14 protein-coding genes are annotated in these 14843 nt (G+C 25.7%); 2 read left to right on the top strand and 12 right to left on the bottom strand.

Annotated elements, in window-relative coordinates:
- Positions 1–260: 260 nt before the first annotated feature.
- Positions 261–1022, bottom strand: a complete 762-nt coding sequence (locus BGI42_RS06425) for a MerR family transcriptional regulator (protein ID WP_069679536.1) — start codon at positions 1020–1022, stop codon at positions 261–263.
- 205 nt (positions 1023–1227) lie between these two features.
- Here BGI42_RS06425 and BGI42_RS06420 point away from each other — a divergent pair, with 205 nt between their 5' ends.
- Positions 1228–2451, top strand: a complete 1224-nt coding sequence (locus tag BGI42_RS06420) for a trehalase family glycosidase (RefSeq protein WP_069679535.1) — start codon at positions 1228–1230, stop codon at positions 2449–2451.
- Between the two features lie 321 nt (positions 2452–2772).
- On the opposite strand, the gene BGI42_RS06415 is transcribed toward BGI42_RS06420, so the two are convergent.
- The 6 genes from BGI42_RS06415 to BGI42_RS06390 form a co-directional block, all read right to left on the bottom strand.
- On the bottom strand, positions 2773–4236 hold the full coding sequence (locus BGI42_RS06415; protein ID WP_069679534.1) for an MFS transporter: 1464 nt from the start codon (positions 4234–4236) through the stop codon (positions 2773–2775).
- A gap of 289 nt (positions 4237–4525) precedes the next feature.
- Positions 4526–5146 carry a VC0807 family protein gene (locus BGI42_RS06410; protein WP_069679533.1) on the bottom strand — a complete coding sequence of 207 codons (621 nt, stop codon included), beginning with the start codon at positions 5144–5146 and terminating at the stop codon, positions 4526–4528.
- An 11-nt stretch (positions 5147–5157) separates the two neighbouring features.
- Complete coding sequence (locus tag BGI42_RS06405; RefSeq protein ID WP_069679532.1) at positions 5158–5862, bottom strand: flavodoxin family protein; 705 nt, start codon at positions 5860–5862, stop codon at positions 5158–5160.
- A gap of 36 nt (positions 5863–5898) precedes the next feature.
- Entirely contained in the window at positions 5899–6456 is a 558-nt protein-coding gene (locus BGI42_RS06400; RefSeq protein ID WP_069679531.1) for a PadR family transcriptional regulator, read from the bottom strand.
- 169 nt (positions 6457–6625) lie between these two features.
- Positions 6626–7537: a UV DNA damage repair endonuclease UvsE gene (gene uvsE, locus BGI42_RS06395; RefSeq protein ID WP_069679530.1), complete on the bottom strand. Its 912-nt coding sequence runs from the start codon at positions 7535–7537 to the stop codon at positions 6626–6628.
- 183 nt (positions 7538–7720) lie between these two features.
- The gene (locus BGI42_RS06390) at positions 7721–8794 is read right to left on the bottom strand and encodes a methyl-accepting chemotaxis protein (protein ID WP_084023849.1); all 1074 of its coding nucleotides are present in this window, start codon (positions 8792–8794) and stop codon (positions 7721–7723) included.
- 209 nt (positions 8795–9003) lie between these two features.
- Here BGI42_RS06390 and BGI42_RS06385 point away from each other — a divergent pair, with 209 nt between their 5' ends.
- Positions 9004–10221, top strand: a complete 1218-nt coding sequence (locus BGI42_RS06385) for an IS701 family transposase (RefSeq protein WP_069679528.1) — start codon at positions 9004–9006, stop codon at positions 10219–10221.
- Positions 10222–10245: 24 nt separating this feature from the next.
- Here BGI42_RS06385 and BGI42_RS06380 read toward each other — a convergent pair whose 3' ends face one another.
- The 5 genes from BGI42_RS06380 to BGI42_RS06360 all read right to left on the bottom strand — a co-directional run bounded on the left by BGI42_RS06380 (position 10246) and on the right by BGI42_RS06360 (position 14843).
- Positions 10246–10857, bottom strand: a complete 612-nt coding sequence (locus tag BGI42_RS06380) for a cache domain-containing protein (RefSeq protein WP_069679527.1) — start codon at positions 10855–10857, stop codon at positions 10246–10248.
- 297 nt (positions 10858–11154) lie between these two features.
- Positions 11155–12420, bottom strand: coding sequence for a PTS sugar transporter subunit IIC (locus BGI42_RS06375; protein WP_069679526.1), 1266 nt, complete (start codon positions 12418–12420; stop codon positions 11155–11157).
- A 39-nt stretch (positions 12421–12459) separates the two neighbouring features.
- Positions 12460–13554, bottom strand: coding sequence for a DUF871 domain-containing protein (locus tag BGI42_RS06370; RefSeq protein WP_069679525.1), 1095 nt, complete (start codon positions 13552–13554; stop codon positions 12460–12462).
- Complete coding sequence (locus BGI42_RS06365; protein WP_069679524.1) at positions 13551–14444, bottom strand: BadF/BadG/BcrA/BcrD ATPase family protein; 894 nt, start codon at positions 14442–14444, stop codon at positions 13551–13553. Before BGI42_RS06365 ends, BGI42_RS06370 begins: the two co-directional genes overlap by 4 nt.
- 84 nt (positions 14445–14528) lie before the next feature.
- On the bottom strand, positions 14529–14843 hold the full coding sequence (locus BGI42_RS06360; RefSeq protein ID WP_069679523.1) for a PTS lactose/cellobiose transporter subunit IIA: 315 nt from the start codon (positions 14841–14843) through the stop codon (positions 14529–14531).

The raw sequence follows: 14843 nt of genomic DNA, 5'->3' as shown, positions 1-14843 counted from the left end.
ATTTAACAACCACTTTTTTGTTACAAATCACAAAATATCCATAATAAAAAGTAAAAAACAGAAAAATATTGAAAAAATGTATATAATTATTAACATGAAATAATATTGTAATAATATATATAATTATGAAGATTTATAACAAACTGTGGCGAAACATTCTATTAACACATAATTTTAAAAAATAAATATTTAATAAAAAGCCATGTATTTAATAAGATTTATATCTCTATAATACATGGTTTTTTATTTACACCATAAATTTATATATTATCACAATAGACTTTTATTGCTTCACTAAAAAATTTAGCTAATCCTGGTTTAGTTTTGTTAATAAAGTCTGTAAATCTTTCATCATAAATATATATTTGTCCTAAACTTCTAAATATTTCTGGTGTACAATTATAAAAATTATTAGTAATATATCTTCTCCATTCTTCAATTACATCTTGAACTTCTGCAGATTCTTTTGACTTATCCATTAATTTTGATAACTTTTCAAATATTAAATTTCCAGATGCCATAATATTGTTCCAATCTTCTTTTGTATATTTTGATGTTTTTCTTTCACTTTCCTTATATACCTCTGAATTACCATACTTTTCCTTAACTTCTTTTGCATATTTACTCTTATAATTTTCTATTTCAGATATATCAAATCCATTAAACATTTCTTTTTTATTCATTTCTTTTCCTCCATCAATTGAATTTATAGTCTTTTCAACTGTATCTATTATTTTTTCAAGTCTCTCTTTTTTCTGCAATAATAATTTTTTATGATTATTTAATGCATGCATTCTATCAAATCCCGGGTTTTCTATAATATTTTTTATCTGTTTTAAACTAAAATCAAGTTCTTTAAAAAAAAGAATTTGTTGCAACTTTTCAAGATCTTTTTCTGTATAAAGTCTATACCCTGTAATAGTTATAGTATCTGGTTTTAATAATCCAATTTGGTCATAATAGTGAAGTGTTCGTACGCTTACTCCTACCATATTAGCGATATCTTTTACTTTATAAGAAATAAAATCATCCCCTTATTATTTAGTACTTGTTTCTACATCTTTATAATAAACTATCACGGAACGTTATAGTCAATACATGATTTTAAAAAAACTCCTAAAATTCAACTTTGCTCATTCCTCATATGCGTTAATTTATTCACATATAAATATATATTAATAATTAATTTTTAAATAAGTATTTACTACTAGAAAGGATTTGTATTCTATGTTATATTTGTCTGTAAATGAAAATAAAAATATTAGATTTACTTTAGAATACATACATAATTATTGGGATGTACTCATAAAAAAGAGTCCTAAATATACACAAAATCAATTATTTTATCTACCAAATTATTATGTAGTTCCTGGTGGTGTTTTTAATCAATTATTTTATTGGGATTCTTATTTTATTATATTAGGTTTAAAAAATTCTAAGTCAAATGCATTTATTAAAGGAATCGTTGAAAATTTTTTATATGAGATGAAAACTTTTGGAATTATTCCAAACAGTTCTGAAATTGCACATTTAAGTCGTTCACAACCTCCATTTTTAACATCAATGATTGAAGAAGTATGGAATAACGATAAAACATGGTTAAAGAAAGCATATGAAATAACTAAAATAGAATATAAACAAGTATGGATGAATCCTAAAACACATTATAATGAAGATATTGGGCTTAATAAATATTGTGATGATTTAGAGAAAATGCTTAAAATTAATAATGAAGCTTACTTACATTATAATGACATTAATATTCCTGATGAGTTTTTAAATGAAAGAACTGAAGCTGAATCTGGCTGGGATTATACAGCTAGATTTAATAACAAATGTAAAGATTTTATTCCTGTTGATTTAAATTCTTTATTATATAAATATGAAGTAGATTTATATGAATTTTCAAAAGTTTTAAATTTAAATAGTGATGCAATCAACTGGAAACAAAAAGCTTTAAAAAGAAAAAAACTAATGGACAAATATTTATGGAATAATGATTATGGAGTATATTTTGATTTTAACTATATAGACAATAAACAAAACCTTTACTATTCACTTGCAACATTTTATCCATTATGGGCTGGAATTGCGTCTTCTTATCAAAGCAATAGAATAGCAAAATCTATTCCATTATTTCTTCATAAAGGTGGAATGGTAACTTCACTCACAAAATCTGGGCATCAATGGGATTATCCAAATGGTTGGGCACCTCTACAATGGATTGTTATTAAAGGTTTAAAAAATTATGGTTTTGAAAAAGAGAGTATTGAAATTGCTCTACGTTGGATTCATCTTTGTACAGAAATGTTTATAAAGCATGGTAAGTTATATGAAAAATATAATGTAGTTGATTTAAATATAGAAACATCTGGACGATATAAATTACAGGATGGATTTGGATGGACAAATGGCGTTTATGAAAAAATAATTTCCGATATCTTCATATAAAAGTAGTCTTATTTTAACATACATAAAAAATAAATAGACATATCTAATAAAATTTTGCTGTTTTAAATTTAAAAGTATACTTTAAATAAAAATTGATATTGTAGTATAATGTAAATTTATATTAGCTTTGCTTTATTAAAGCAAAATTCCTCTTTCAATAAACTATATACTACAATATCAATACTATTTTTAATATGTACATTAAGTTATGCTTCTTAACAAATTCAAAATTTAGTTACATATCATTCATTCACTATTGTTAGGATTATATAATAATCACATTTAATTAATAAACATTTGCGCATAATCTTTGAATAATATTTATATAGACTGTTCAGTAATTTTAGATTCATTACTTTTTTGAATATTTCTTATTTGCAATTTATCAATTAAAGATACGATAAATCCAATAATACATCCTATTGCTGCAAGAAAATATACCCATCTCATACCATATATAAATACGTCTCCTCTACCTTCAACATATCCAAGCACTCTATAACCTATTTTATAACTAATTCTGCTATACAATATAGTAGTTGAAAATGAAACCCCAAAAACAAAACCTAAATTTCTGATAAGAGCATTTAATCCTCCAGCTATACCTAGTTTACTTTTTTCAACTGAAGACATAACTAAAGTATTATTAGGAGATTGGAAAATTCCATTTCCTAAAGCTACTATAGATAACGAAATTATTATTATTAAAAATGATGATTTTTCATTTAAAGTTGTCATAGTAATTAAACCTATTGCACTTACAAAAAGACCTGTTAAAGTAAGTATCTTACTTCCTATTTTGTCTGCTAAATATCCACTTAGCGGAGCTACAACAGTTAAAACTATAGGATAACCCATCATAATAAATCCTGTTGTACCTGGAGATAATTCTAACACATCTTGAAGATAAAAAGGTTGTATTATGTTTATGCAGCTAATTCCTACAAAAGATAAAAAAGCACAAAATACATTAATAGAAAAAACTCTATTTTTAAAAATAGATAAATCTACAAGTGGATTTTCTATTTTTAATTCTAATATAATAAATATAGCAAAACTAATAAGAGCTATTATAAATGATAAAATTATTATTATATTGTTATATCCTATCTTTTGTCCCTTAAGTAATCCTAAAAATAATGAAACTATACATATTAAGAAAAGTATAGCTCCTTTATAATCTAAGGTTTGCTTACTAGTTATTTTATCTTTAGGCAAATACTTTATAGCAGCTATAAAAGCTAATGTTCCTATTGGAACATTTATTAAAAATATGTATTCCCAACTTACTAATGATATTATTAAGCCACCTAATGGTGGTCCAAGTAAAGTTCCAAGTGCTACAAAAGTTCCAGAAATTCCAAGGGCTCTTCCTCTCTCATTCTTTGGAAATGTATGTGTTATAATTCCTTGACTTGTTGACATAGTCATAGCTGCACCAATACCTTGAACAATTCTTGAAAATGTTAAAAAATTAAGTGTAGTTGATATCCCACATAATAAAGAACCTAAAACAAATATTATAAATCCATATTTAAACACACTTGTTTTTCCTTTTATATCTCCTAATCTTCCAAATACAAGTATAGTTGCAGAAATTACTATAAGATATGTTGTAACTATTTGTTGTATACCAGCCATAGATGTTGAAAGATCCTTTGCCATAACAGGTAATGCTACATTTATTATGCTACTATCAAGGCATGCCATAAATGGTGACATAACTACTATAGCAAGAATTATCCAGTTATTTCTTCTTATATTGTTTTTTTCAATTTTGGTCATATTTTAATTTATATCCCCTTTCTTAATTTACTCTTTAGTTTATTTAATACTACAAAATATTGCCACTAAAAATTATAGCATAAAATATATAAATAGTTTTTATATTATTATTTATTTTATCATTGATATTTAATCAACTTTTTTCATATTCTTTTAATGGCACCATATATATAACATTTTATAGTTGAAAAAGGTGAACAACATTTCTAAAAATAGTAAAAGTTCTAATCACTATTTTTATAGTAATTAGAACTTTTATAATATTTCTAAAATATAAAATCATATTCTTTTAATCTATAGATCTATTTTTCCAATACCATTTAGGAAACAAAATAGAAAACGCTAAAAGTAATGGTGAAGAAATATTACTATATAAAGTACTTATTGCATAATATGAACTCATAGATACAGAATATAATAGTATTGTTCTTAAAACTGCTTGGCTTACATTTAAAATTCCCCAAGCTACAGTAAGTATTCTCCAAACTAATTTATATTTTGGTTTTTTCTTAACTTCCTGGGAAACATTTTTTAAATAACTTTGTTCTACTATTACTTGAATTAATGATCTTTCAAATAATAATGAACTGAAAAAAATTAAAGCATATAAGATATCTTGTATTATAGGAGATATTAAATAAAAAGTTGGATTTTTAGAAATAATTGTACCTATAAGTCCAATTCCGGAGAAAATAGCACTCATGGATGCAAGCGCATTAATTTTATGTTCTTTAATAAAATTAATTATAACTATTCCTATACTCCACACTCCAGATAATATTATTCCATAAAAAGTCATTTGTAATTTATTAAAAATTGAAAAGATTATAATAGGAATAATTGCACTTACAACGAAATCTTTATTGAATATATTTTTTAATACTGAATAATTTTTATTTGATTCTTCCATTGATTTTCCTCCTAGTATTTTGTACTTTCATTTGCAGCTTTTACATAGGCATCAGAATCTATAATATTTTTATCGAGTATAGCTTGAGTTTCTGATTTTATACATCCTTGATTTATTACTTCTTTTCCAGCACTTTTTAATGCAGCCAAAAATGGACTATACATTTTTCTTAATGTATTATTAGTATTAACACTATTAAGAATTCCACCTTGTGCACACAAAATAGCACCTGCTAAATTTCCTTTTGTTAGAACTTTAAAAGTTTCTAATAATCCTGAAAAGTTATAACTGCCAGGAAATCCTGAATTTGAAATTAATACAGTTTTAACAGGAATTTCTCTTTTAAATCTTATATTATGAGAGTATCTGTTATCAATTTTAACTATTTCTTTATTATTTAATGGAAGCATCCTATCCATAAAATCTTTCATCATCCCAGTAACAGTATAATAATATAGAGGAGTAGCATAAACTATTATATCTGCTTTTTGTATCTTGTTAAGTAATTCTTCCATATCATCTTTGTGAATACACTTTCCTGGAGTATTTGTCCAACAAGTAAAACAACCACTACAATGTTTTATATTCTTATCTTTAAGATATACTATTTCTGTTTCTGCACCTGCTTCTTCACATCCATTAAGAAAAGGCTTTAAAAGCACCTGTGTATTTCCCTTTTTTCCTCTTGGACTTCCATTTATAGCTAAAACCTTCATTTCAAATATCTCCTTTTTATTATCAATTTTAATATTTTATAAATCTTTTATTTCTTCTAAAGCCTTTAATGTTTCTTCACACCACTTTATTTTTGCTTCATCATCATGTTTTCCAAAATTAATGGTACTAAGCCATAATATTAAATTCTTTTTATCCATATTATTTTTTTCTTTAAGTAAATTCTCAACTTTTAAATATTTCTTGAGATTTTCTTCTGAATCTTTCTTTAACTTTTGAATTTTTTCAATAACATTTTTTACAGATATATCTTTTGATAAAAATATTTTTAATAACAGTTCTGATCTAATAGGCTGTTGTTCTACCGGACGAGTAATCCATTTTTCTAATTCTTCTTTCCCTTTTTCAGTAATAGAATATATATTCTTTGATGGTCTTCCTTCTGTTTTTTTAACTTTTTTTGTTATTAAAAATTCTTCTTCCATTTTTTTTAGTACAGGATATATATGTCCATAATTTTCATTCCAAAAATGACCTATGGAAGAATCACAAAACTTTTTTATATCATAACCTGAACCTGACATTAAATTTAATACTCCTAAAAGAGCATATCTAGTTTTATTTACTTTTGCCAATTTAACTTCACCTCTATTATATATCATTATGATATATAATATATCATTGTGATATATTAGAATCAATCTTTTTATGTCATAAAAAATCAAAAAAAAAAGTAATAGCTTAATATCTCATTTTTATTAAACCATTACTTTTTATTATTTCTTTATTTTCTAAACTACTGTTTTAATTAATATTCTCTTCCTTTAAAAAGCTAATTAATCTTAAAACAGCATTATCTTTTTCCTTAGCCTCTACCATTAAATCAATCTCAATATCCTCAATTAGTGAAGTAAATGATATAATATCATCTTTTAATATATAATCACTATGACTTTTATCATAAACTCCTGTTTTTCCACTGCTAATATGCATCTTAGGAATAAGCCCTGTATTCTTCCATGTATCTTTTATAAGATTTATATCATTATTTGTTATCTCCCTTTGATTATTACAACGATTATGATGAATATCAAAAACTATAGGTATTGATGTTTTTTCACTAATATATAAGACATCATCTATATTAAACGAAACGTCATCATTTTCTAGTCTTAACATTTCTTTAACACCTTTTGTTAAATTCTTATACACTTCTATAAACCTCTCAATTGCACTAATTTTATCTCCATAAACTCCACCTGTATGAATAATAATATCATTTCCACCAAGAAGACTTAATATTTCATAATGATGATTTAAATAATTTATACTATTTTCTACAACATTACTTTTTATACTATTTAAAACTGTAAATTGATCTGGATGCATTGAAAGTCTAATATTATTTTTTTGTACAATATTCTTTATTTCATCCATTATACTTAATAGCTCTTTATCCTGTTGCCATCTCCACTGAAAATCCTTTAATATATATTTATGGTCTACTAAAGGTAATAAATTACTAGTGGCTCTATACATAAATATGCCATTATTAATATTCCAATTTAATATATCTTTAGTCAGATTTAAGTTATTAATTATTTTATCCTTTAAATAATCTATTCCATATTTATATACAGAATTAAGCCTACATTGTTTAAAATTTCTTGGCTTTAAATTATTATTTATACAAGCATAACCAATTTTTCTTATCATTTTTATCACCTTCAATAAAATTTAATCATATTTAATCTAAACTTAATTGTTATTTAACCTTCAAATAGTATTATAACCATAGGGATGAATTTAAATGAAGAATTTAAAGGGCAATAGCTGATTTTGTGTAAAAACAAAATCAGCTATTGCCTTAAATATCAATTTTAACTTAAAATTTAATTTCTAATTATGAGTATTAAAAACCTTAATAGAATCTTCAAGTTTCTCTGATACACCTTTTAATTCTGAAGCATATCTTAATATTTTTTCAGAGGATACAAATTGATCTTCTGATATTTTTGAAATATTTTCACAGTTTTTAGATAACTTTTCAATACTTTCATCTGCCTCTTTAACTGCAACTAAAATTTCTTCTGTTTCCTTTGAATAATTATCTATACTTCTTAATACTTCTGATGTATTATTTTTTATCTTACTACTTGAAGTTAGTATATTATCAAAATATTTTTGTGCATCTTTTGAAGTTACTGCCCCTTCTTTTAGTTCATTATAAGTCTTGTCAATTGATGTGAAAACCTCTTTAGAACTTGAATCAATAGCTTTAAGAATAGAAGTTATTTCTTTAGTTGCTTTTGATGATTCATCTGCTAATTTTCCAACCTCTTCTGCAACTACACTAAAGCCTTTTCCTGCTTCTCCTGCCCTAGCTGATTCTATGGATGCATTTAATGCTAGTAAATTAGTTTGGTCAGAAATATTAGTTATTACTTCAACAAAATTTGTAATTTCATTTATTTTCTTACCAAGATCTAAAATTTTATCTTTAGATATCTCCATACTATCATTAGCAGTTATAATTTTATCTGTAGAATCTTTTATTATATTCTCACCCTTTTGTGCATAACTATGTGATGATTGAATTTCTAATGCAACTTTTTCAAGTTTATTAATAATACTTTCCACTTCTGAATTAATATTCTTTGCCTTATCAACAATTAATTGAATCTTATCATACTGAATCTCTGAAAACTCAGATATTTCTCCTGTTCTTAAAACTACTTGCCTTGCTGAAGATGTAAATTGTTCTGACTGTTCTTTTAAATCATTAGAATATATAAATACCTCTGTAGAATTATTATTTATATTATTAACTATATTGTTTAAGTTTTCTCCCATTTCATTCATAGCCTTAGAAATTTTACCTATTTCATCTTCTGACTTTACATTTAAAGAAACATTCAAATTGCCTTTTGAAATACTTAGTGCTGCATTCTTAATCTTATTCATAGGCTTCAATGCCCTAAATAGATAAAATCCTATAAAAATAGCTATAAGGATTCCACCAAAAATTAAATTAGTTACTTGACTTGTGCATTGATTTAAGAAAATTTACCATTGGTTTATAATTCATATTTTACCAAAAGAAAAATTATATAAAAAAGTAGCATATAAACCTCAAACATGCTAGATTTATTGTTGCAAAACTAAAACCTAAGGAGATTTATATGCCGACAACAATATTAAACCAAAACGAATTTATTAGCAACTATATTTTAGAGTTAAATATTCCATATTCTTCTGCGTTAAAGAATCATATGGTAAATTTAACATCTGGAATAATCGTAACCGAAGGAAATAAGACTATTTCTTCAGCTTACAATAAGATTACATCTAACCGACACAGAAGTACTGGTTCAAGATTCCTAAGTTCATATTCATGGAATCATGAATATGTTACGGAAGAATGCATATTTCATGCAATCTCTGAAATTTCCAATACTTGTGAAGATAGTGATGTTGGATTCCTAATTATTGATGATACCTTGAGTAAGAAAAATACTTCAAGTAAAAAAATTGAAGGTTTAGATTTTCACAATTCTCATGCTGATGGTAACAAACCGAAGTGGTCTCACTGCTTAGTTACATCCCACTATAAGATTAATGATTATTCTATACCTCTGAATTTCAAACAATATCACCGAAAGGAATCTAGTAAAAAGCTATCTAAAAAATTTCTAGATAAAAATGAACTTGCAATGGAACTAATAAATGAATTTGCTCCTGCAACTAAAAACAACTATTTATTAGTTGATTCATGGTATACTTCAGCAAAAATTTTGCTTCACGGTTTAATAAATGGTTGTCACACTATCGGTAGAATAAAATCTAACAGAGTGATATATCCTGCTGGCATTAAAACAAATGTAAAAGAGTTTTCTTCATACATTAGAACTAATGAAACTAGCTTAGTTACCGCTAGTAACAACAAGTACTACGTTTATAGATATGAAGGAAAACTCAACGATATAGAAAATGCCGTTGTACTTATAAGCTGGACTAAAAGTGATTTATCTGATAAGCCAGCATTCATTATAAGTACTGATGTTTCACTTGATAATAAAACAATAATTTCATACTACGAAAAGCGTTGGGATATTGAAGTAAGTTATAGATATCATAAAACAGCTCTTGGTTTTGATGAATTTCAAATTCAATCTTTAGAATCAATACATAGATATTGGAGTATGATATTTTTAACGTATACTTTCCTTGAGCTTTTCAGAGTTAAATATGGTAAATTATATAAATTGAAAAATATCGGTGATGTAATATTACACTTCCGAAACAACTATTTGGTAAAAATAGTTGCTTTTGCACATGAATGTGCAGATAACGGGATTAATCTAGAGTCTACTATTTCCAAATTAGGACTAGTAGCTTAAATTTTTCCTATTTACTGCACAAGTCTAGTTAGTTATAATAAAATATGTAGTTTTATTTAAAGTACTATTATAATCATTTGCATTCAAATCTGCTGCTAAAATTGCTACTGGTTTGTTTTTACTATTATAAATAGCTACATTACCAGTTACCAAGTATCCCCACTCTTCATAATATTCTATATTTGAAACATGACTTCCACTTTTTAAAGTTTTATTTTCATCTTTATAATATTCACCTTCTAAAAATTCAAGTTGTTCTCCAAATTCTGTGAATTCATCATTATTCTCATCTAATCCATCTACTAAATAATAAAAATTATCATCATCAAATTTACCTATTGTATATAAAAATCTAAAATCACTTTTTTCTCTGGCTTCTTTTAAATATTTATGAAGCTCACCATAATAATCATTATTTTCCCTTCCCTGTTTTATAAGTTCTTCAAGTTTATCACCATCTATATTCGCAGTAATTACATTTAATGTATTAATAATATTCTTATTAAATTCTTTTTGAATATTATCTTTAGTTTTTATAGACGTTAATGCACCTAAAATCAAACTATATAATAAAAGTATTATTGTGGTGAATGTAACTGTTTTTTTAACTAAAGACCATCTTTTAAACTTTATCATCCAAAATTCTCCTTGATAATATATTAAATTTCTCTATTTATATTTATCGTATAAAATTTAATATTCTTAATTTATTAAAATAAGTTCTAATATAAAATTAAATTTCATCATAAGTTATTTCAAAAATCATAATAAAATTTATTATATATAATAAGTGCTTCTAGGATCTCCTAGAAGCACTTTGAATAAATAAATTATTTTATAAAATGGATTAATTTTGAGAGGATAATTTATATGATATTAAACTACTATATAATTTAATAGTTTAAGCATTTATTAAAAAATATAAATTACTAATTAATCATTTTTTAATTCTTGTCTTCCAGCTACATATACAAATGGAAGATATATTACTACGCTAACTGCTAAACAAATAATAGCTGTTACTGCACCCCTAATTGAATTGGTTGATAAAAATGCACCTAGAATTGGTGGTGTTGTCCATGTTGCCATAATTGAAACTTTTGGTACAAAGTGTATTAATGTTAAGCCATAAGCTGTTAAAGCTGATACTATTGGTGCTAATATAAATGGAATAAAATACATTGGATTTAATATTATTGGCATACCAAAAATTATTGGCTCATTAATATTAAAACATCCTGGTGCTAAACTTAAATTTGCTATCATTTTTTGTTGAGAACCAGATTTCTTTCCTAAAATATATATTGCTAAAATTAATGCTATTGTAGCTCCTGAACCTCCCATATTTACATATGAATCTAAGAATTGACTATTTAAAATATTCTTTGGTTCTAAACCAGCATTTAACATATTAGTATTTTCTATAAGCAAAGGAAGTAATAACCCATTTATTATTGGTAAAAGTATATTAGAACCATGTAATCCAAAGAACCATAATAATTGAGATACAAAAATTATAAGCAATACTCCACCTAGACTTCCTGCAACACCCTGTAATGGTTGTTGTAAAGTTTCAAATAATGCTTTATGAACATCTGGTATATTAATAACTATAAATAATTCCTTAATTCCTGCTGTAATTGCTAATATTATAACTGATGGTAACAAAGCTGCAAAAGATTTAGAAACTGCTGGTGGAACACCATTAGGCATCTTTATTACCAATTTAGGATTTCCTATTAATTTAACAAAAAGTTCTGTAGCTATTAATGCTACTATTATAGATACGAATAATCCTTGTGCACCTAAAAAATCAAATGGTAATGCTCCTTCAGCATTAGTAGCATATAAAATCAGTGCCGCTGAAACTGATACTATTCCAGCGGATAGTCCATCTTTACCATAACCATTAGCTAAATGATATGATATAGTAAATACTATTAAAAGCGACATTATTCCAAATGAACCATTCCAAATAGCTACTCCCCAAGCTTTCCAACCTACTGGTAATAGCCAATCCATAAAGTTTTGATACCATTTAAAGCCTAAATTATTAAACAATACTGCAAATGCTCCAGCCATAACTAATGGTGTTATTGTAGCGAATCCATCTCTTATAGCTACTAAATGTCTTTGGGCACCTATTTTAGCTGCAATCGGTACAAAGTGCTCTTCCATCCAATCAAAAAATTTTTTCATAGACATTTTCCTCCTTACTTAAACATATTTTTATAACTTTTAGCTCTCTACTTTTCTAAAGCTAAAGCTTGTCCAAGGTTCTATATAATCTAATAAAAATACTTCTTCATCAACTATCCTTCCAATTACATTAGTTTTCCCACTATTTTTCATATCTTTTAAAGCAATTTGAAGTTCACCTGAATATCTTGTATATAAATCTGAATCTATTAAAATATCTCCTCTTTTGATATCTGGAGTATTAACTACTGGGAAACCCTTATCTTTGTATTTTACTCTACTTTGTGTAGATCTAATCATATATTCTGATACATCACCTCTATTATAATGAAATTCATCAAGAACTATCTTCTTATCTAAATTTGTTGCACTTTCATTAAATTCCACATTAAATATTAATTTTTCTTTATTCATTTCACTTAATATTTTTAATTCTTCCTCTGATGCAAAAGAATTTGCTATGATTACATCATCAATAAGTCCTGTTGCTAATAAATGTTTTACTTGTACATCTATAGGTAAATTCCTATGCATTTCTAATGTGCATAAACCTTCTGATACAGGCCATGGTCCATATTTTGCTTCTTTAGAATTTATAAATGCTGCTGTTCTTATTCCTAACTTTTTAAATTGTTTTGAGCACTTAATAAAATGTTCAAGTGAAAGTCCTGTATACATATGAGGATAAAAATTATGACATCCATACAAATTATCAATATTAGCTTTATAGGACAAAATATTATCTACATACTTTGTTCCATTGCTCATATTCAATCCTACTTTTAAGTTATAATCATTGAAACTCATTATTGATTCTTCTAATCCACTAAATCCTAAATCTAGTCTTATTCCATCTAACCCAATATTTTTAAATACTTTTAAGTCATATATAGATGCACCTAAATTTTTAAATATTATTGGATCTAAGTCTGCAATCACCTCCATATTCTCTTCATTTGCTGCACATAACATAGTTTTAAAATCCTTTATTACATCTTCCATATTTTTATCAGCTACTGAAATCAAACATGTAAAAATTTTTTTAAATCCATATTTGCCAGCTAAATGTACATAATTTACAATTTCATTTATATCAGTATGGTTAGGATAAACTGATATACCAAGTTCCATCATTCTTCCATCCCCCATTCTATATAATAAGCTCCCATTGTAGGAGATACATCTTCATCTATAAATTCTTTAACATTTATATTTTTTCTTAGGTGGTTTTCAAAAGCTTCTCTAAGGATATTTGAATTTTTAATAACTCCACCAACCAAGGCTATACTTGAACTTTCAAGCTTTAATTTTTTATATACATTTATAGTGGTTTTAGCTAGTTTTATACCTTCATTTGTCAATATTTCTTTAGATATCTTATCATCTTCTTCACTTAATTTGACAACTATAAATGTTAGCTTGGCTATTTCATCCTTTGTTGATGAATATACAAAATTAGTTATTTCATCAACTGAATTAATGCTTAATTTTTTCATAATTTCTTTGGATATTTTTGATTTTTTAATTGAACATTCCTCTTCCAATATCATTCTTTTTATAGCTTCAATGGCTATTTTATAACCACTACCTTCATCACCTAATAAACTACCCCATCCTCCACATTTTATTTTTGTATTATTTTTAATTCCTAAAGCTATTGATCCAGTTCCTGCTATAACTAATATGCCATCTTGTCCCTTTAGCATAGCTTTTAATGCTATTTCACTATCATTCATAACTACACAATCCATATTAAGCTTTTCTTTTAAGGTTTTCTTTATTAGTTTTGAATTATCTCCCACTTCGGATCCAGCTATGCCAAGATATATATTTACAAGCTCATCTTTACTTAAAAACTCAATTATTTCTTTTATAGAATTTACTATATTATCTAAAGCTTTTTCCTTATTATTTAATAAATTTCCAAAACCTTTTATAGATGTTTTAATAGGTTTGCCTTCTTTTGAATAAGCTGTTGCTTCAATTTTGGTTCCCCCACCATCAACACCTATAACATATTTCATATAATCACCACACTTTTTTATTTTTCTTTAAATAATTTTTTATTAATCACTATATCAAATAAGTTCTAATTTTTAATTAATTTTTTAATCTTTTAATCTATCATTAAATTTTTCATACATATCTATAAATTCAACTGCAAGAGATTTTACTGTCATGCTTGTCATCAAATGATCTTGAGCGTGTACCATAAGCAATGAAACTTCTATTTTTTCCCCACCAGCTTCTTTTTGTATTAAAGATGATTGAACATTATGAGCTTTTGACATTTCTTCATCAGCTTTTTCTATTAGTTCTTTTGCTTTTTTTATATCTCCTTTCTTAGCATATTGAATTGCTTCCATTGAATAACTTCTAACTTCTCCACTATACACTATTAGATTCATAATTATTTCTTCCAT

Source organism: Clostridium taeniosporum, from assembly GCF_001735765.2.
GTDB lineage: Bacteria > Bacillota > Clostridia > Clostridiales > Clostridiaceae > Clostridium > Clostridium taeniosporum.
Note: the sequence above shows the minus strand (reverse complement) of the source record. Positions and strands in the feature narration are given on the sequence as shown.